The organism is Streptomyces sp. SYP-A7185, assembly GCF_046103685.1.
In the GTDB taxonomy this organism is placed as follows: Bacteria; Actinomycetota; Actinomycetes; order Streptomycetales; family Streptomycetaceae; genus Streptomyces.
Genome location: NZ_CP122310.1, coordinates 8,559,802 through 8,577,908 on the forward strand (window position 1 = coordinate 8,559,802; position 18,107 = coordinate 8,577,908).

Genomic DNA, 18,107 nt, shown 5'->3' on the forward strand with positions numbered 1-18,107 from the left:
CGATCGTGCTCGGCCGCTTCGGCCGCGTAGGGTGCGTGAATGAGCATGCTGGATGACGCCCGCGCGGGCATGAACCCCGAGATCCGGCCGCAGGACGACCTGTTCGGCCACGTCAACGGTCACTGGCTGGAGCACGAGCCGATCCCCGAGGATCGCTCCAGCTGGGGCCCCTTCGTACAGCTGGTCGACACGGCCGAGGAACAAGTCAAGGTGATCATCCAGGAGCTGGCGTCGGCCACGACGGCCGGCGCCGCCCCGGATGACGCGCACAAGATCGCCACGCTGTACGCCTCCTTCATGGACGAGGAGACGATCGCCGCGCGCGGCCTGGCCCCCGCGCAACCCCTGATCGACGAGGTCGCCGGGCTGCGCGACACCCGGGAGCTCGCGGCGTTCCTCGGCCGCTTCGAGCGGATCGGCGGCTCCGGCCTTTTTGGCTCCTACATCGACTCGGACGACCGCGACTCCGACCGCTACCTCTTCAACGTCCTCCAGGGCGGGCTCGGCCTGCCCGACGAGTCGTACTACCGCGAAGAGAAGTTCGCCGAGATCCGCGAGAAGTACCTCGCCCACCTCACCGAGCTGCTCACGCTCGGGCGGCACGGCGCGCCCGCCGAGGCCGCGCAGACCGTCCTCGACCTGGAGACCCGGCTCGCCGCCGGCCACTGGGAGCGGGCCGAGACGCGTGACGTGCAGAAGACCTACAACCTCCTCACCCTGCACGAACTGATCACCCTGGCCCCGCACTTCGACTGGCGTGCCTTCGCCGAAGGCCTCGGCGGCTCCGAGGCCACCATCGCCGAGACCTGCGTCCGCCAGCCGTCCTACCTCCGCCACCTGTCCGCGACGCTCGACGAGGTGCCGATCGAGCAGTGGCGCGACTGGGCGCTGGTGCGGGTCCTGCGCGCCAGCGCGCCGTACCTCACGGACCCGTTCGTGCGGAACAACTTCGAGTTCTACGGCCGCACCCTCAACGGCACGCCCGAGCTGCGCGCCCGGTGGAAGCGGGCGGTCGCCTTCGTCGAGGGCGCCATCGGTGAGGCCGTCGGCAAGGAGTACGTGGCGCGGCACTTCCCGCCGAGCTCCAAGGCGATGATGGACGACCTCGTCGGCAATCTCCTGGAGGCCTACCGCCAGTCGATCGCCCGCCTGGACTGGATGACGGACGAGACGAAGGAGCGCGCGTACGAGAAGCTCGCCACGTTCCGTCCCAAGATCGGCTACCCCGACACCTTCCGGGACTACTCGGCTCTCCGGGTCTCCGCCGACGACCTGCTCGGCAACGCGCACGCGGCGGCCGCCTTCGAGTCCGACCGCCAGCTCGCCAAGATCGGCGCTCCGGTCGACCGCGACGAGTGGTTCATGCTGCCGCAGACGGTCAACGCGTACTACAACCCGGGCACCAACGAGATCTGCTTCCCCGCGGGCATCCTCCAGAAGCCGTTCTTCTCGCCCGACGCCGACCCGGCCGAGAACTACGGCGGCATCGGCTCGGTCATCGGCCACGAGATCGGCCACGGCTTCGACGACCAGGGCGCGCAGTACGACGGCGCGGGCAACCTCAACGACTGGTGGACCGCGGCCGACAAGACCGCGTTCGAGGCGAAGTCGAAGGCGCTGGTCAAGCAGTACGACGCGTTCTCGCCCCGCAATCTGCCCGGCGAGTTCGTCAACGGATCGCTGACGGTGGGCGAGAACATCGGCGACCTGGGCGGCCTGACCATCGGGCACACGGCGTACAAGATCGCGCTCGACGGGGCCCCGATGCCGGAGAGCGAGGGCACGACCGGCTCCCAGCGGCTCTTCATGAACTGGGCGTACTGCTGGCGCACCAAGCGCCGCAAGGAGCAGGAGCAGCAGTACCTCACCATCGACCCGCACTCGCCGCCGGAGTTCCGCGCGAACATCGTCCGCAACCTCGACGAGTTCCACGAGGCGTTCGGGACGACGGAGGGCGACGGGCTGTGGCTGGACCCGGCGGAGCGCGTCAGGATCTGGTGACCTGAGCCCACGGGGGCGGTCGCGGCGCCTCGCCGCGGCCGCCCCCGATCCCGTGCCGCCGTCAGGACGCCGCCCGGTGGTCCGCCTCGCCGATGCGGGGATGGTTGGCGCGGAAGGACGGGTGGTCGTGCAGGCGCCGTACGTAGGCCCGCACGTCGGGGTGGGCGGCCGTGGTGCCCGGCGGCTCGTGGACGAGGCGGGCCCACAAGTCCACGTCCGCCGCGGTGAGTTCATCGCCCACGAGGTAGGCGCGAAAGGCCAGGCGGCGGTTGAGGTGCTCCAGCGTCGCGGGGGTCAGGGGCGCCGCGAGCTGGTCGTGCCAGGCGTCGATCCGGGCCGCGAGGGACGACGGGCGCAGCTGGAGCGGCAGGCCCTCGCCGTGGGCGGCGAGACGGCAGGCCAGGTCGCGCACGATGTCGGGCGTGTGATTGCTGACGACGTGCCCGCTCCACCGGTCGCACAGGGCGGGGACGGTCAGCGGCCCGTCGAAGTGGTGCTCGGTGGCCTCGTAGTAGCCGTGCAGGCCCTCCAGCGTCGCCGAGGCGGTGTCCGGCGACAGGAGCGTCGTGGTGACCGCGTCCCGGAGCCCGAGCAGATCGAGCGTGATCGCGACCCGCAGGGAGCGCGGACATCCGGCCGACAGATACAGGTGATAGCGGTGGGGCGCGGGATAGAAGCCACCGGCCAGGTCGGCGCCGATCCGGCTGCGGATCGCCGGGGGACAGCCGGGCGGCGAGCCCGCGTCGTCGCACGAGGCGTGGGAGTCCGTGAGGGAGGCGTGGTGGCGGCGGTGTGACGTGACCTCGGGCATGACTCTCCAGACAGGGGAAGGGGTGCCACCGGCGCCGGGCGCCGGTGGCACGGTGGGGGAGAGGGGGATGCAGGGCGGCAGTGGCCCGCACCGGTGGCGCCCCGCGTCAGGGGCGTCGTTTCCGCGTGGACGCGGCGCGCCCGAGCCCGGTCACGTGGACGTGCGGCGCCCGCGTCACGTGGACGCGGCGCCTGTGCCTCGCGTGGACCTGGAGCGTCCGCGTCGCGTGGACGTCAGGCGGCTGGGACCGACGCGCTGCACACCCGCAGCAGATCGATGTGCAGCCGCCTGGTCAGGACGCGCGGGCGGGGCCTGGGCATGGACAGGGGAGGTCGCCGGGTGCTGTTCCGCTCACCGACCGCCCTGGACATGTGCACCAGCCCTGCCGTCGAGGCCCGTCCTACCCCGGGCCGCGCTTGCCCCGCCGCCACGGCGGGACCCGGTCGTCACCCGGGGCACCCCGTCGCGGAGGAAGGGTTGCCTGTCAGCGGGCCGGGGCCGAAGACCCGCTCGGGCAGGGACCCTGCCGGGCGGGCGCTGACAATCGTGACCGTCCCGGGAAGTCTGGGTCCGCTGCTCCCCCGCCGTCAAGAAGGCCTCCGGGAAACTCCGTGCGCGCAAGCGGAACAGAAGGCGCGGCCCGCCCGTTGACCCTGACGGAGACCGGCCGCGGGAGACGTGCGGAGCTGTGAGCGCGGCCATGATCCACGGGCATTGCGCGCGGCCACGACCTCACGTAACGTCCGAGCAGGTTACGAGCGTCAGCGTCAAGCCCTGGCTTGCTGACCGGCAACCCTCCCTCGCGGCGGGGTGCTCCAGGTGCGGACCGGGCGGTTCCCGACCAGGGTTCCGCAAGCGCGAGACCGGCGAGGCCTGTGGCCCGCCGGACCGGAAGGGCGGAGGTGACGGACGTGCCCCTGGTGCCGCCCGTGCCTGCCCCGCGCGTCCTGGTGATCGCCCCGAGCCACCAGGTCCATCTGTACTCCCGGCCGCACATCGACCTCCAGCGCGTCGCCGGCGCGCTCTGTCGTTCCTGACCCGTCACCCCGCCGCCGCACCCTCGCAGCCGAGGGGCCGGTGTTCTCGTACGGTCGATCAGGAAGGCACTCCTTCGTGTCGTCATCACCTTCGCCCTCATCCCCCCTGCCCTCCTCCGCTCCCACCGCCGCGCTGCACCTCGCCGTCGCGCTCGACGGCGCGGGCTGGCACCCGGCCGCCTGGCGCGAACCGGTCTCCCGCCCCACGGAGTTGCTCACCGCCCCCTACTGGGCCGACCTGGTCACCGAGGCCGAGCACGGCCTGCTCGACTTCGTGACGATCGAGGACGGACTCGGGCTCCAGTCCTCGCACTTCACCGAACCCGACGGACGCACCGACCAGGTCCGCGGGCGGCTCGACGCCGTCCTCATCGCCTCCCGCGTCGCCCCGCTGACCAGCCACATCGGCCTGGTGCCGACGGTGGTGACCACGCACACGGAGCCCTTCCACATATCCAAGGCGATCGCCACGCTCGACTACGTGAGCACGGGCCGCGCGGGCGTGCGCGTCCAGGTGTCGGCGCGCCGCAACGAAGCCGCGCACTTCGGGCGCCGCACGTTTCCCGCCCTGGACGGCGTCGAGGACCTCGGCAGGCCGGACGTACGGGAGTTGACCTACGACCTCTTCGACGAGGCCTCCGACTACGCCGAAGCCGTGCGCCGCCTCTGGGACAGCTGGGAGGACGACGCGGAGATCCGCGACGTCGCCACCGGCCGCTTCATCGACCGCGACAAGCTGCACTACATCGACTTCGAGGGCAAGCACTTCAGCGTCAAGGGCCCCTCGATCACGCCCCGCCCGCCGCAGGGCCGGCCCGTGGTCAGCGCCCTCGCCCACGAGACCCCCACCGACGCGCCCTTCCGGCTCCTCGGCCGCTCCGCCGACGTCGGCTACGTGACCCCGCGCGACACCGCGCACGCGCGCGCCATCGTCACGGCGGTCCGCGGCGAACAGGACGCGGCCGGACGCGCCGACGAACCCCTGCACCTCTTCGGCGATCTGGTGGTGTTCCTCGACGACGACCCGGCCGCCGCCGCGGCCCGCCGCGAGCGCCTGGACACCCTCGCCGGTCACCCGTACACCAGCGACGCCCGCGTCTTCACGGGGACGCCCACGCAACTGGCCGACCTGCTCCAGGAGTTGCAGCAGGGCGGACTCACCGGCTTCCGGCTGCGCCCCGCCGTCCTCGGCCACGACCTGCCGGCCATCACCCGGGGCCTGGTGCCCGAACTCCAGCGGCGCGGCGCCTTCCGGCGCACGTACGAGGCCGACACCCTGCGCGGGCTCCTCGGCCTTGCCCGCCCCGCCAGCCGCTACGCCGCCACCGTCTGAGCCGGAAGGGAATCCCTCATGAGCAAGTCACCGAACCCGGCAGAGCGCACGAACCGGGCGAGCGAACCGGGCAAGCCGCTCAAGCAGATCCACCTCGCGGCACACTTCCCCGGCGTCAACAACACCACCGTGTGGAGCGACCCCGAGGCCGGCAGCCACATCGAGTTCAGCTCCTTCGCGCACTTCGCGCGGACCGCCGAGCGCGCCAAGTTCGACTTCCTGTTCCTCGCCGAGGGGCTGCGGCTGCGCGAACAGGGCGGGAAGATCTATGACCTGGACGTCGTCGGACGGCCCGACACCTTCGCCGTCCTCACCGCGCTGGCCGCCGTCACCGAACGCCTCGGTCTGACCGGCACCATCAACTCCACCTTCAACGAGCCCTACGAAGTGGCCCGCCAGTTCGCCAGCCTCGACCACCTCTCGGCCGGACGCGCCGCGTGGAACGTCGTGACCTCCTGGGACGCCTTCACCGGCGAGAACTTCCGGCGCGGCGGATTCCTGCCGCAGGAGGAGCGCTACTCCAGAGCCAAGGAGTTCCTCGCCACGGCGGGGGAGCTGTTCGACTCCTGGCGCGGGGACGAGATCGTCGCCGACCAGGACAGCGGCACCTTCCTGCGCGACGCGCAGGCGGGGGCCTTCGTCCACCAGGGGCAGCACTTCGACATCCAGGGGCAGTTCAACGTCCCGCGCAGCCCCCAGGGGCGACCGGTCATCTTCCAGGCCGGGGACTCCGAAGAGGGACGGGAGTTCGCGGCGGCCGGCGCTGACGCGATCTTCAGCCGGTACAGCACGCTCAAGGAAGGCCAGGAGTTCTACACCGACGTCAAGGGCCGCCTCGCCCGCCACGGCCGCACCCACGACCAGCTGCTCATCCTGCCCGCCGCGACCTTCGTCCTCGGGGACACGGACGCCGAGGCGGAGGAGCTCTCCCGGCAGGTGCGGCGCCTCCAGGTCAGCGGCGCCACCGCGATCAAGCACCTGGAGTTCGTCTGGAACCGTGACCTCTCCGCGTACGACCCGGAGGGCCCGCTGCCCGACATCGACCCGGACCTGGGCGAGCACACCGTGGCCCGTGGCCGGGCCCAAGTGCGGATGTACCGCGACCCGTTGGCCACCGCCCGGGAGTGGCGCGAGCTCGCCGCGGCCAACAAGTGGTCCATCCGCGACCTCGTCATCGAGACCGGCAACCGCCAGTCCTTCGTCGGCTCCCCGGCCACCGTCGCCGAGGCGATCAACTCCTTCGTCCAGGCCGACGCCTCCGACGGCTTCATCCTCGTCCCGCACATCACCCCCGGCGGCCTCGACGCCTTCGCCGACACCGTGGTCCCGCTGCTCCAGGAGCGCGGCGTCTTCCGCACGGAGTACGAGGGCACCACCCTGCGCGACCACCTGGGCCTGGCCCACCCCGACGCGGACCGGAGCCTGTCCGCGCCCGCGTCCGTACCCACGCCGGAGCCCGAACCCGTGCCCGCGTCGGCCGGCCACTGAGGAGGACCACAGACATGTCAGCCATCCCTCTCGGCGTCCTCGACCTGGTCCCGGTCTCGTCCGGCTCCACCGCCGCCGAAGCACTGCACCACTCCATCGACCTCGCCCGGCAGACCGAGCGGTTCGGCTACGCCCGCTACTGGTTCGCCGAGCACCACCTCAACCCGGGCGTGGCGGGCACCTCACCGGCGGTCGTGCTCGCCCTGACCGCCGCCGCGACCTCCACGATCCGACTCGGTGCGGGCGCCGTCCAGCTCGGCCACCGCACCGCGCTCTCCACGGTCGAGGAGTTCGGCCTCATCGACGCCTTGCACCCCGGCCGCCTCGACCTGGGCCTGGGCCGCTCCGGCGGCAAGCCGCCCGGGACGCCCGCCGCCGCACCGCCCACCACGACGCCCGTCGTCGACGGCCGCGCCCCCAACGGCCTGCGGATCCCGGCGCGGTTCTCCTACGAGCATCTGCTCGGCTCGCCCCGCGTCGCCCTCCAGCGCAAGCTGCTCCAGCAGCCGCACGCCCAGGCGCAGGACTATGGGGAGCAGGTCGACGACATCCTCGCGCTGCTCGCCGGAACGTACCGGTCCGACGACGGCGTCGAGGCGCATGTCGTGCCCGGCGAGGGCGCCGACATCCAGGTGTGGATCCTGGGCAGCAGCGGCGGCCAGAGCGCGGACGTGGCGGGCCGCAACGGCCTGCCCTTCGCCGCGAACTACCACGTCAGCCCGGGCACGGTGCTCGAAGCCGCGGAGGGTTACCGCGCCGCCTTCAAGCCCTCCGACGTACTCGACGAGCCGTACGTCAGCGTCTCCGCCGACGTCGTCGTGGCCGAGGACGACGCGACCGCGCGTGAACTCGCCGCGGGCTACGGCCCCTGGGTCCGCAGCATCCGTACGGCCGAGGGCGCCATCCAGTTCCCCACCCCGGCCGAGGCGCGGCGGCACGTCTGGACCGAGGCGGACCGGGCCCTGGTCGAGGACCGCACCGAGACCCAGTTCATCGGCTCCCCGGGGCGCGTGGCGGACCTCCTGGAGCAGCTCCAGGAGGCCACCGGGGCCGACGAACTGCTCGTCACGACGATCACCCACGGCCACGCCGACCGGGTGCGCTCCTACGAGCTGCTCGCCGAGGAGTGGCGGCGCAGGTGACCGGTCCGGTCCGTCCGCCGGGGCGAGGACGCCCCCGGCGGACGGGCAGGGGCGGCGGGGATCAGGCGATGGGCCAGCAGTTGTAGGCGTTGTAGTTGGTGCCGTTGCAGCCGAACCACTTGCCGTAGAGGCAGGGGCCGATGTCGTGCCAGGTGCCGTGACAGCAGGCCAGGCAGGTGAAGCCCCCGTATCCGTCGCTCACGCAGGCCGAACTGCCGTCCACGCACTGGGCCTGGGCCCGGGGTGTGGCATCGGGCGGCGTGCCCTGCGGGGAGACGCCCCAGGTGAGGGGAGCGGTCGCCGGGCCGTGGGCGCCCGGGGCCCGTACGCCTGGGGGCTGTGCTGCCGGGCCGAAGGGCCGGGGGTGCTGGGGGTGCTGGGGTGCCCGTGGCTGGGCCTGCGGGCCCGGCGGAGGGGGCTGGGTGTGCGCCGGGCTTGCGCACGGTGAGGGCGCGGGGGTGGCGGCGGCCCGCGCGTAGTGGGCGAGCAGTGCGGCCAGTACCGCGTGTTCGGGGGAGTCGGACTCCTTGAGGGTGAGCTGGACGAGGCTGTGCGTGTGGTCGTCGCAGGGGACCTGGCGCAGCAGCTCCACCCGGTCGATGAGTCCGGCGGGGATGGTCGTCCAGTCCTGGCACGTCGTACCGGGAGCGAACCGGAGGCTGTCCGCGCCGTCTTCGGACTTCTTGACCATCCCGACGAGCGCGGGTTGCTCGCGGACCGTGTCCGACGCGAGTGCCTGAAGGAATTCCGTACCGCTGAACGACCTGGTCATGGGTCTCCTCTCGGCGCGCCAAGGGGGGCGCCAGTCGATGACACGAGAGTCGCGCGGTCGCCGGGAGCGGCACAACAGAGGCGGAGGTGATCAATCCGGATAGGTGAACTCGGCCTGTACGCGGGGGCGTTGAGCGGTCGGCGCGCGCCGGGCGGAAGATCCCGCGCACCGTCGCGTGTCGTCGTCGTGTCGTCAGCGGGCGGCGCCCGGCCCGCCCCGGCCGCCGAGCACGATCGTGCGGGCGATGTCCAGGGTGAGCCGCTGCCAGGGGTCCTGGGGGTCACGGGAGGTGATGTCCCGGACGCGCCGCAGGCGGTAGCGCACGGACTGCGGGTGGAGGTGGAGTTCGCGGGCCGCGGCGTTGGCGGAGCCGGTGTCGATGTACGCGGTGAGGGCCTCCAGGAGGTGGCTCTGACCGGCGTCGACGAGGGGGCCGAGGACGATGCGGCCGATCTGGTCGGGGCTCACCACGGGATGGCCCGCGAGCAGCGCCAGGACGTGCGCGTCGGCGTCGGTCAGGACCCGCTCGGGGCGATGGGCGTGCGGGGGAGCGGCGTCCAGGGCGCCCGCGGCCAGCCGGTGGGCGACCGCGACGCGGTCCAGGCTCTCGCCCGAGATCACGCAGCCGCGCCAGGCGTGCCCGCGCAGGACGTCCGGTACGGCGTCGGCGCGGGCGGCGGGCAGGAGCAGGACCGCGCGCGAGCCGTGGGTGGTGGCGAGGGAGGTCGGGGCGGGCGGCGCTGGGGCCGGGGGCACCGGAGCGGGGGACGTCGGCGCGGGAAGCGCTGATGCCCGGGAGGCCGAAGTCCGGGAGGCCGAAGGCCGGGACACCGGCGCCCGGGAGGCCGCCGTGCCGGATGTGCCCCGGGCTCCGCCGCCGAGCGCCGCGAGCAGGGCGTTCGCCGCGGTCAGCGAGATGTCGGAGGTGCCCCCTTCGGGCGCCTTGGCCTCCGCCGGTTCCGCCACCAGCAGGCAGTACCGCTCGGGGAGGTGGACCCCCAGCCGGGACGCCCTCGCGCCGAGCGCGCCCAGCGACGCGTGCCGCCCCGCGATCAGGTCGTCGAGCAGCAGTTGGAGCGACCTCTCGCGGTCACCCGTGAGGCGCTCGCTGGTGGCCGCGTACGCCGTGGTCATCTCCTCGGAGATGGTGTCCATGGCGGTGAGCAGCAACTGCGTGAGGGCGAACGCGTCCTGCGCCGACAGCTGCGGGGCGCGGGCGGCGACCTCGTCCGCGAGCACCGCGGCCGCGACCCGGTAGGCGCGCAGGACGGCCTGCAAGGGGCGGCCGTCCGCCGCCCGCGCCGCCGCGATCCCGCGGAAGCGCCGCAGATCGCCGGGGCCGATCGCCCCGTCCGTGACCCAGTGGTCCAGCAGACGGTCCGTCGCCCAGGCCGCGATGGCCCGCACCTCGGGGAACCTGCTGCCGTCGAGCGCCGTGTACGCCGGAACCTGTTCGTGCACCGCGTCGACGACCGCCTCGACGAGGTGCGGGTCGGCCAGGAGTTCCTGCCGGACGCGCTCCCGCTTGTTTGTCACAGGGTGATAGTCCCATCGGAAAAGTGTGCGTACGGCCATGGACGGGGCTTGTCACTGTGGCAAGGATCGTCGGACAGGCAGTGCAGCCGCACGCAGTCTCACGGACACCGGACGGGACCCACCACATGACGAAGCCGAACTGGGCGGATTTCCAGTACGAGATCTATCTCAACGGCATGACCGGCGCCGTACCCCGCCTGCCCACCGATCTGACCCGCCTGGAGGAGCTGACCGAACAGCGCCTGGGCCCGGGCCCGGTCGGCTATGTCTCCGGAAGCGCGGGCAACGGCAGCACCGCCCGCGCCAACCGCGAAGCCCTGGAGCGGCGCCGGATCGTGCCGCGCATGCTGCGCGACGTCCAGGAGCGCGACCTGTCCGTGGAGGTGCTCGGCCACCGGCTGCCCGCGCCGCTCGCCCTCGCCCCCGTCGGCGTACTGTCGATCATGCATCCGGAGGGCGAGTCCGCCGCGGCCCGCGCGGCCGCGGCCCGCGGTGTGCCGTACATCCTCTCCTCGGCCTCCAGCACCCCCATGGAGCAGGTCGCCGAGGCGATGGGGGACGCGCAGCGGTGGTTCCAGCTGTACTGGGCCAAGGACCGCGACGTCACCAAGAGCTTTTTGGACCGGGCGAAGGCCTCGGGTTACACCGCGCTGGTCGTCACGCTCGACACGCCGCTCCTGGCCTGGCGGCCACGCGACCTGGACCAGGCGTATCTGCCGTTCCTGCACGGCGTGGGCACCGCGAACTACTTCAGCGACCCGGCGTTCCAGGCGGGTCTGGCCAAGCCGGTGCACGAGGATCCGAACGCGGCGGTGATGCACTTCGTCGGCATGTTCGCCGACCCCGCGAAGACCTGGCCGGACCTGGCGTTCCTGCGCGAGAACTGGGACGGCCCGATCGTCCTCAAGGGCGTCCTGCACCCGGACGACGCCCGCCGCGCCGCCGACGCGGGCATGGACGGCGTGGTGGTCTCCAACCACGGAGGGCGCCAGGTCGCGGGGTCCGTCGCGGCGGCCGACGCGCTGCCCCGCGTCGTGGCGGCGGCCGGCGACCGGCTCTCCGTCCTGTTCGACAGCGGCATCCGCACCGGCGACGACATCTTCAAGGCGCTCGCCCTCGGCGCCGAGGCCGTGCTCGTGGGCCGGCCGTACGCCTACGGTCTCGGCCTGGACGGCCAGGCGGGCGTCGACCACGTGATCCGCTGCCTGCTCGCCGAACTCGACCTCACCCTGGCCCTGTCCGGGCACGCCGGGCCGGCCACCCTCACCCCCGACGACCTGATCGAGGAGACCGCATGACCGCCGTGAAGAACGTCCTCGCCATCGTCTCGCCCCATGTGGGCGGTCGCGCGGCGGGAGGCGCCCTCGCCGGGCTGCTGCCCGGCACGGCGCACGTCACCGTCGTCGAGTCGGCCGACGAGGACCCGGCCGCCCTGCGCGCGGCCCATGTCATCATCACCGGCCTCGCGCCGGTCACCGCCGAACACATCGCGGCGGCACCGGACCTGGAAGTGGTCCAGTGCGCGAGCCACGGCTTCGATTACGTCGACCTGGACGCCGCCCGCGCCCGCGGGATCTCCGTCTGCTCGATCGGGTCCAGCGGCGCCGAGAAGCAGAACGTCGCCGAGCAGACCTTCGCCCTCATGCTGGCCCTGGCCAAGCAGCTGATCCCGGCGCACACCGCGCTCACCGAGGCCGACTGGGCGCTGCCGCGTCTCCAGCAGTCCATCACGGAGCTGTCCGGGAAGACGCTCGGCATCGTCGGCCTCGGCCACATCGGCGAGGAGGTCGCCCGGCGTGCGGTGGTGTTCGACATGAGCGTCGTCTACGCCGGGCCGCGGCCGGTGAGCGCGGAGACGGAGGCCCGCCTGGGCGCGCGCCACGTCACGCTCGACGAACTGCTGCGGACGTCCGACTACGTGAGCCTGCACGCGCCGCTGACGCCGGACACCCGCCATCTCCTGGACGCCGAGCGCCTGGCGCTCCTGAAGCCGACGGCCTTCGTCGTCAACACCTCGCGCGGCGCGCTGATCGACCAGGACGCCCTCGCCGACGCGCTGACGGCCGGCACGCTGGCCGGGGCGGGCATCGACGTGTTCGACCCCGAGCCGCCCACCGCCGCCCTGCGCCTGCTCAAGGCGCCGAACGTGGTCCTTTCGCCGCACGTCGCGGGGGTCACGCGCGAGACGCTGGTGCGCATCGGCCTCGCCGCGATCCAGAACGTGGCGGGCCATCTGGAGGGCAAGCCGCTGGGTGACGTGGTGTCCTGACGACCCGGCGGGTCCGGGCCGTGGCGGCGTCCGCAGAGCGCCGCCACGGCCGGCGAGCCCGTGCTACCAGATCGCCCCGACCCACTCGGGGTGGTCGATGAACGGGTTCCGGTTGTGCTGGAACTTGTCGAAGATGACCTGGTTGCGGTTCTTCTCGAAGGCGTCCGGCGGGTCCTCGTCGCTCCACTGCTTGAGCACGGACAGCCGGCCGATGGCGGGCGCGCTGCCGTTGTCGACCTTGTCGTTGGGTTCGAGGTCGGCGAAGCCGTCCTCGCCGTCGTAGCGCACGGCCATGTAGAGGATCATGCGGGCCACGTCGCCCTTGACGGCGTCACGGGGTTCGAAGGAGTCGGCGTCGGTGTTGTTGCCCGGCGCCTCGCCGACGGCGCTGCCGCCGTTGTCGAAGTCCTTGTTGCCGCGCGTGCTGTTGACCGACACGTCCTCCGGACGCAGGTGGTGGATGTCGGTGCCGGGGCCGGTCGCGGTGCCGAAGTCGCCGTGGGACTTGGCCCACACGTGCTCACGGTTCCACTGGTCGGGGTCGCCGCCGTTGCTGTCCTTGCTCTGCGAGCGGCCGGTGTAGAGCAGGATCACGTTGCCGCTGTTGTCCGGGTCCTCGTCGGTGGCCTTCAGCGCGTCCCAGACCTGGGCGTACGACAGCTTGGTCTGGTCGCTGACGATCGTGTGCAGGGCGCTCTTCAGCTCGGGGCCGGTCTTGCCGAGCGCGTCCTTGTAGTACGTGTCGTCATAGGCGCCGGCGGCTGCGGCGGGCGGCGTGGGGGCCGTGGTCGCGGCGTCGGCGGCGGCCGGGACGGTGATCCCGACGAGGACCGCGGCGGCGGTCATGGCCAGCGGTTTCCAGCGGCGTATGTGAGGGACGGGCATGTGGGGGTGTCCTCTCCCGAAGGCGCGCGCAGGACGGATCCCTTCGACGGGGCCCGCGTTCTACGCGAGTTGACAAGTGGGCCAACGGGAGAGTGGCACGGGTGGGCGCGTGACTGTATGAACGTCGTGGGTCGACCGTGTGACGATGTCGTGGACACGACATTCAGGGCGAACCGGTGGTCGGCCGGTCAAGGCCCCTTCGGGGGACGGACGGCTCAGAGGGCGCTCAAGAGGCCTTCATGGGGCGGACCGTGAGGATCTGCTGGGCGTGGCCGACCGGGCCCGTGACGTCGTGCAGGACGGTGCTCGTGATGCCCTGGCCGGTCGGGCCGAAGGTGACCGTCGTGTCGAGTCCCGTCCAGCGGCCCTGGGGCGTGCGGTGCAGATGGAGGGTGAGGTCGACGTTCGGGAACATCCACTCCGTCGGCGACTGGCGTACGGCGATGCCGTTGGCGGTGTCCACCAGCGCGACGAAGGTCGCGAGGGGGCTCGCGGTCTGCCCGGCGACGAGGTCGAGGGAGGTGGAGATCCACGCCGTCGTACGGCCCGGCCGCGGGGGTCCGAGGGGGCGGACGTCCACGGAGGCGATGTATCCGCCGGGCCACACGGAGGCCATGTCCCAGGGGTCCAGCTCGTCGGGGTGGGTGAGCCTGTCCGCGCCGCCGCCCGCGACGGCGCTGGTGTCCACCGAGGCGAGGAGCCAGGCCCGGGCCCGTACCACCGGCCGGCCGGCCATGAGCACGACGGCTTCGAGCAGTTCGATGGTGCGGCCCGGCCGGATGGTCTCCACCCGGATCTCGCACTCGTCGAGGGCGAGGCGTCCGAGGATGTCGAAGCTGATCCGGGACAGGATCAGGCCGTTGCCGGGCCGGGTCGCCAGATGGCGGTCGATGGCGTGCACGATGAGACCGCCGAGCGGACTGAAGTGCTGCTCGTCGACGTCCCAGGCGCCGCCCGCGTGAGCCGTGGGCTTGTAGCGGTGCTCGTCGATGGGCTCGTAGTAGCTGCCGGTGTTCAACGGTGCTTCCCTCTCGGCCTTGCGGGTGCGGAACGGGGACGGCCACGGGGTGGCGTGCCGTACGGGTCCCAGTGTCCGAAGATCGTACTGGCCGGGCGGGAAGGCGGGGGCGGGCGCTAGGGGAGGCCGTTGAGGTAGTGCTCCCCGAGGTCGCGCAGGCGGTGGGCGGCCGAGCTGTGGGCCGTCAGGGCCCGGGCGTTGCGCCAGAACCGGTCGAGGCCGGGGTCGGCCGAGGGCGAGGGGGAAGGTGCGTCGGCGGTGAGTTCCAGGACGCGGGTGGTGATGTGCAGGGCGGACTGGGCGGTGACCGCTTCGGCGGCGCCCACCAGGAAGGCGATCTCGGCCCGCTCGTCGGCGTCGAGCGCGGGCCCCGACTCCAGGCCTCGGGCCAGCGCGTCCGTCGCGCGGTCCACCACCGCGGCGGCGCTGTGCGCGGCCGTGGCCAACTCGCCGTAGGCGAGGAGCAGATAGGGGTCGGTGGGCGGGGTCCCGCAGTCGCCGCCGGTGGCGAGCGCCGCCGTCGGGGTGGGGCGCGGCAGGGCGCGGCTGATGTCGCGTGCCTCGGCCAGTGCGCCTTCCGCGTTGCCCAGGCCGACCTGGACGAGCAGCAGGCGGCGGGTGAGCGGGGCGAGCGCGGTGAACGGCGAGATCTCGTGCTCGTCGACGGGGACCGTGCCGAGCACCTGGTGCGCGGCCACCGGCACGTCGTCGTAACTGACGCCGCCCGCGCCGCTCAGGCGCTGCCCGAGCAGATCGTGCGCCGCCTCGGCGCTGACCCCGGGGTGGGCCGGGTCCACGTGGACGACCACCCATGCGCCGCTGTCCGTGCGCCGCGCCGTGTGGACCAGGCGGTCGGCGACGGCGACCCCCGCGGTCAGGGGCCGTCTGCCGTGCAGGACGAAGCCGCCGCCGGCCGGGGTGAGGGACAGATCGGCGCCCGTCTGCGCGTCCGGCAGCTCGATGTCGCCGCCCCAGAGCCACTGTTCGTGCACGGCGCGCAGTTCGAGCGCGGCGGCGTCCTCGGGCGTGCCGAAGAGGCGGGGGCTCCACGACAGGGCGTGGTGGTGCGCGAGGAGTTCCGCGATGGAGCTGTCCGCCGCCGCGATGTCCCTGACCGCCGTACACGCCGTGCGCCAGTCGCTGCCCCGGCCCTCCGGACCGTTCTGGCCGGGCGGCGTCAGGAGCGCGGGCAGCCCCGCCTCGCGCAGCCGCGAGACCTCGTCGAGGGGCGGCTTGCCCGCCCGGTCGCGCAGGTCCGCGTCGACGGCGAGGTCGTCGGCGAGTTCCCGGACGACGCGCGGCGAGGCGCAGGGGATCAGCGTTGTCACGGGGACGCCTCACAGATTCCTAGTTTCCCTACCTGATTGATAGGAATACTGGATCCGAACTCCTGTCGGGACAAGGGGGTGTTCAAGGGGCGGACCGCCGCGTCTCGGAGGGTGGGACCGAGACGGCCGTTTCGGCGGCTCTCCGCGCCGCCGGTTTCCGCTGGCCGCGCCGAAATTCAGTTACCCGACCGCGCCCCCGATGCTTAACATCCGGGCATGCCAAGACCTTCCGGATTCACCTACGAGCAACATTCCGACGCCGGCGTGACGATCACCCACCACGGGCGCGCGGCCGGCACGCTGCGCGGCGCCCGCGCCGAGAAGTTCCTCGCCGAGGTCGAGTCGGGCGACGCCCAGCTGGTGATGGCCCGCTGGACCGGCGCGTACAAGCACGGCAACGAGCGCGTGGCGCGCAACCACCCCCGCAACCGACGCTAGGGTCGTCCGCTCCCGTCCGCTTCGTGTTTCCTTGCCGCGTTCACGGATTCGTCCAGGCCGCGGGATCCGCGGCGAGCGCCGTGACCGGGGTGGGCAGTTCGGCGCCCGCGACGTCGGCCAGGGAGACGCCCTCCAGGATCTCGCGGACGTTGGCCCGCAGTGCGATCCACAGCGGCAGCAGCGACTCCGCGGGCCCGCTGTAGGCCAGCTCCGGGGGGCGCACTCCGCGCACCGACACCAAGGGGCCCTCCACGACGCGGATGACGTCCGCGATGCTGATGCGGTCGGCGGGCCGGGCCAGGCGGTAGCCGCCGTTGCCGCCGCGCTGGCTGAGGACCAGACCGCCGCGCCGCATGTCGTTGAGGATGCCTTCGAGGAACTTGTGCGGGATCTCCTGGGCCTCCGCGATGGCCTCCGCCTTCAGCGGCCCGTCGTCCTGGCACGCGGCGAGTTGCAGCGCGGCACGTACCGCGTAGTCCGCCCTGGCTGAGATCCGCATGGCCGCATTATGCTGCACCGTCCTGAACGGCACGTATCGCCCCTGCTCCCGCAACGCCGTCGTCCAGCGCCCGCAGAGGGCTCCTGAACAGCGGATTCAGCAGGACCGTGACGGCGGCGACCGGGAGCGCGGCCGCCCCGGCGTGCGGGACGACGATCCGCTCCGGGTCGTCGCACACCAGCGAGTGGCCGACGGCGGCCGTGCGGATCTCCTCCAGATACTCCGGATGGAGCAGACTCGACTGCTCGGTGATCACGGCCAGATCGGGATTGAGCACGTCGAGCAGGAGCCCGGCAGCCCGGCCCACCGCGCGGGCCCGCGCCCGCAGCAGCGCGTCCGCGCGCCGGTCACCGGCCGCCGCCGCGTCCACCACCAGGGCCGCGCTGGGCTCGGGCACGATGCCGCGCGCGAGGGCCTCGTGGGCCAGCGCGGTGTCCGAGGCGGTCGCCTCCAGGCAGCCGGTACGGCCGCAGGGACACGGCACGGCGCTGTCCGGCACCGGCAGATGTGCCACGTCGCCCGCCCCCGAGCGGGGCCCGCGGTGCACGACACCGGCGATCGCGAGCGCCGCGTCCACCACATTGCCCACGAAGAGGTGCAGCAGGGAGCGCCGCGCGGCGGGCCGCCCGAAGAGCAGCTCGGACTGCGCCACCGCGCGCGCGTGGTTGTCGACACGGACCGGCAGCCCGGTGTGCCGCCGGAGGCCGGAGCCGAGCGGATGCTGGTGCCAGCCCAGCGCGTCGTGCCGTACGACCGTGCCGGTGGCGGGGTCCACCCAGCCGCCGATGGCCGCGCCGACCCCCAGGAGCGGCCCGCCCGCCGGGCGCCCGGCGAGGAAGGCGGCCAGCGCGCGCCCCACCGCGTCCGGCAGCTCGGCCGGGGGGACGCCGTCGTGGCGGAAGGCGCCGCGGGACAGGATCCGGCCGCGCAGGTCCGCCACGCAGAAGGTGGATCCCGGTACGCCGACGTGGATCCCGGCGGCCACGGGTCCGCCGCCGTCGCCCGACGCCAGGTCGACCGGGATCTGCGGCCGGCCGACGCCGCCGGGGGCCACCAGCTCGGGGACCTCGCGGATCAGGCCGATGCGGGCCAGATCGGTGCACTGCCGGGAGACCGCGGCCGGGCTGAGACCGGCGCGGCGGGCGATCGCGCTGCGGGAGACCGGGCCGTGGTCGAGGACGGCCCGCAGCACGGCCGCCGCGTTCGCCTCCCTGCGGCCGTCGCCGGAGGTGGGCGGAGTGGAGGTGTTCGGCATGGCTGCCCCTTCCGGCCGGGGTTCGCGGGTGGCGGTCAGGCGGTCCAACCTGCCGTGCGGACCGGGTGTTTGGCGAGTGGGGGTGGGCGGGCTCACGTCCGTGATGTCGGGCGCGTTGCAGGGTCGTGAAGCGGGCGGGGGAGACCTTGACCCCGCTCGCGGCGGGCGGCCATGCTCCTGGACATGACCGCGATGACCCCTCTCGTCCCGCGGCTCCACGTAGACCTGGGCCGCCTCGCCTCCGCGGCGTGTCGTCTGCGCGTGGCCTGACCGCCGCCGTCGCCCCCGGCCGCTT

17 protein-coding genes and 2 riboswitches are annotated in these 18,107 nt (G+C 73.1%); of the genes, 9 read left to right on the forward strand and 8 right to left on the reverse strand.

Features of this window, described 5'->3' with window-relative positions; genetic code table 11:
- The first annotated feature begins 39 nt into the window (after nt 1–39).
- A complete protein-coding gene (locus tag QBL25_RS37500) occupies nt 40–2,001 on the forward strand; it encodes a M13 family metallopeptidase (RefSeq protein WP_409061411.1) in 1,962 nt (653 codons plus the stop codon).
- Between the two features lie 61 nt (nt 2,002–2,062).
- Here the strand turns inward: QBL25_RS37500 and QBL25_RS37505 are convergent, their stop codons facing one another.
- Complete coding sequence (locus QBL25_RS37505) at nt 2,063–2,812, reverse strand: cell envelope biogenesis protein OmpA (RefSeq protein WP_409061412.1); 750 nt, start codon at nt 2,810–2,812, stop codon at nt 2,063–2,065.
- Between the two features lie 407 nt (nt 2,813–3,219).
- Nucleotides 3,220–3,364, reverse strand: a riboswitch (SAM riboswitch).
- Nucleotides 3,365–3,562: 198 nt separating this feature from the next.
- A riboswitch (SAM riboswitch) is annotated at nt 3,563–3,676 on the forward strand.
- A 38-nt stretch (nt 3,677–3,714) separates the two neighbouring features.
- On the opposite strand from QBL25_RS37505, the gene QBL25_RS37510 reads away from it, so the two are divergent.
- From QBL25_RS37510 to QBL25_RS37525, 4 genes are all read left to right on the forward strand, one after another.
- Nucleotides 3,715–3,849, forward strand: coding sequence for a putative leader peptide (locus QBL25_RS37510; RefSeq protein WP_409061413.1), 135 nt, complete (start codon nt 3,715–3,717; stop codon nt 3,847–3,849).
- 76 nt (nt 3,850–3,925) lie between these two features.
- Complete coding sequence (locus QBL25_RS37515; protein ID WP_409061414.1) at nt 3,926–5,182, forward strand: LLM class flavin-dependent oxidoreductase; 1,257 nt, start codon at nt 3,926–3,928, stop codon at nt 5,180–5,182.
- 18 nt (nt 5,183–5,200) lie between these two features.
- The gene (locus tag QBL25_RS37520; protein ID WP_409061415.1) at nt 5,201–6,670 is read left to right on the forward strand and encodes an NtaA/DmoA family FMN-dependent monooxygenase; all 1,470 of its coding nucleotides are present in this window, start codon (nt 5,201–5,203) and stop codon (nt 6,668–6,670) included.
- A gap of 14 nt (nt 6,671–6,684) precedes the next feature.
- Nucleotides 6,685–7,812, forward strand: a complete 1,128-nt coding sequence (locus QBL25_RS37525; protein ID WP_409061416.1) for an LLM class flavin-dependent oxidoreductase — start codon at nt 6,685–6,687, stop codon at nt 7,810–7,812.
- A gap of 61 nt (nt 7,813–7,873) precedes the next feature.
- On the opposite strand, the gene QBL25_RS37530 is transcribed toward QBL25_RS37525, so the two are convergent.
- Nucleotides 7,874–8,584 carry a hypothetical protein gene (locus tag QBL25_RS37530; protein ID WP_409061417.1) on the reverse strand — a complete coding sequence of 237 codons (711 nt, stop codon included), beginning with the start codon at nt 8,582–8,584 and terminating at the stop codon, nt 7,874–7,876.
- Nucleotides 8,585–8,776: 192 nt separating this feature from the next.
- Entirely contained in the window at nt 8,777–10,120 is a 1,344-nt protein-coding gene (locus tag QBL25_RS37535) for a PucR family transcriptional regulator (protein ID WP_409061418.1), read from the reverse strand.
- A gap of 125 nt (nt 10,121–10,245) precedes the next feature.
- Between QBL25_RS37535 and QBL25_RS37540 the strand changes: the two genes are divergently transcribed.
- Nucleotides 10,246–11,418 carry a lactate 2-monooxygenase gene (locus QBL25_RS37540; protein ID WP_409061419.1) on the forward strand — a complete coding sequence of 391 codons (1,173 nt, stop codon included), beginning with the start codon at nt 10,246–10,248 and terminating at the stop codon, nt 11,416–11,418.
- Nucleotides 11,415–12,389, forward strand: a complete 975-nt coding sequence (locus QBL25_RS37545; RefSeq protein WP_409061420.1) for a 2-hydroxyacid dehydrogenase — start codon at nt 11,415–11,417, stop codon at nt 12,387–12,389. Before QBL25_RS37540 ends, QBL25_RS37545 begins: the two co-directional genes overlap by 4 nt.
- A 63-nt stretch (nt 12,390–12,452) precedes the next feature.
- Here the strand turns inward: QBL25_RS37545 and QBL25_RS37550 are convergent, their stop codons facing one another.
- The 3 genes from QBL25_RS37550 to QBL25_RS37560 form a co-directional block, all read right to left on the reverse strand.
- Nucleotides 12,453–13,235, reverse strand: a complete 783-nt coding sequence (locus tag QBL25_RS37550) for an endonuclease I family protein (protein ID WP_409062918.1) — start codon at nt 13,233–13,235, stop codon at nt 12,453–12,455.
- A 265-nt stretch (nt 13,236–13,500) separates the two neighbouring features.
- On the reverse strand, nt 13,501–14,292 hold the full coding sequence (locus QBL25_RS37555; RefSeq protein ID WP_409061421.1) for a thioesterase family protein: 792 nt from the start codon (nt 14,290–14,292) through the stop codon (nt 13,501–13,503).
- Between the two features lie 116 nt (nt 14,293–14,408).
- A complete protein-coding gene (locus QBL25_RS37560; RefSeq protein WP_409061422.1) occupies nt 14,409–15,620 on the reverse strand; it encodes an acyl-CoA dehydrogenase in 1,212 nt (403 codons plus the stop codon).
- Between the two features lie 216 nt (nt 15,621–15,836).
- On the opposite strand from QBL25_RS37560, the gene QBL25_RS37565 reads away from it, so the two are divergent.
- On the forward strand, nt 15,837–16,058 hold the full coding sequence (locus QBL25_RS37565; RefSeq protein WP_409061423.1) for a hypothetical protein: 222 nt from the start codon (nt 15,837–15,839) through the stop codon (nt 16,056–16,058).
- A gap of 40 nt (nt 16,059–16,098) precedes the next feature.
- Here the strand turns inward: QBL25_RS37565 and QBL25_RS37570 are convergent, their stop codons facing one another.
- Together QBL25_RS37570 and QBL25_RS37575 are read right to left on the reverse strand one after the other, a co-directional pair.
- The gene (locus QBL25_RS37570) at nt 16,099–16,557 is read right to left on the reverse strand and encodes an RrF2 family transcriptional regulator (protein ID WP_409061424.1); all 459 of its coding nucleotides are present in this window, start codon (nt 16,555–16,557) and stop codon (nt 16,099–16,101) included.
- Nucleotides 16,558–16,564: 7 nt separating this feature from the next.
- The gene (locus tag QBL25_RS37575) at nt 16,565–17,812 is read right to left on the reverse strand and encodes an ROK family protein (protein ID WP_409061425.1); all 1,248 of its coding nucleotides are present in this window, start codon (nt 17,810–17,812) and stop codon (nt 16,565–16,567) included.
- A 192-nt stretch (nt 17,813–18,004) separates the two neighbouring features.
- Between QBL25_RS37575 and QBL25_RS37580 the strand changes: the two genes are divergently transcribed.
- Entirely contained in the window at nt 18,005–18,082 is a 78-nt protein-coding gene (locus QBL25_RS37580; RefSeq protein WP_384278765.1) for a putative leader peptide, read from the forward strand.
- The last annotated feature ends 25 nt before the right edge of the window (nt 18,083–18,107 follow it).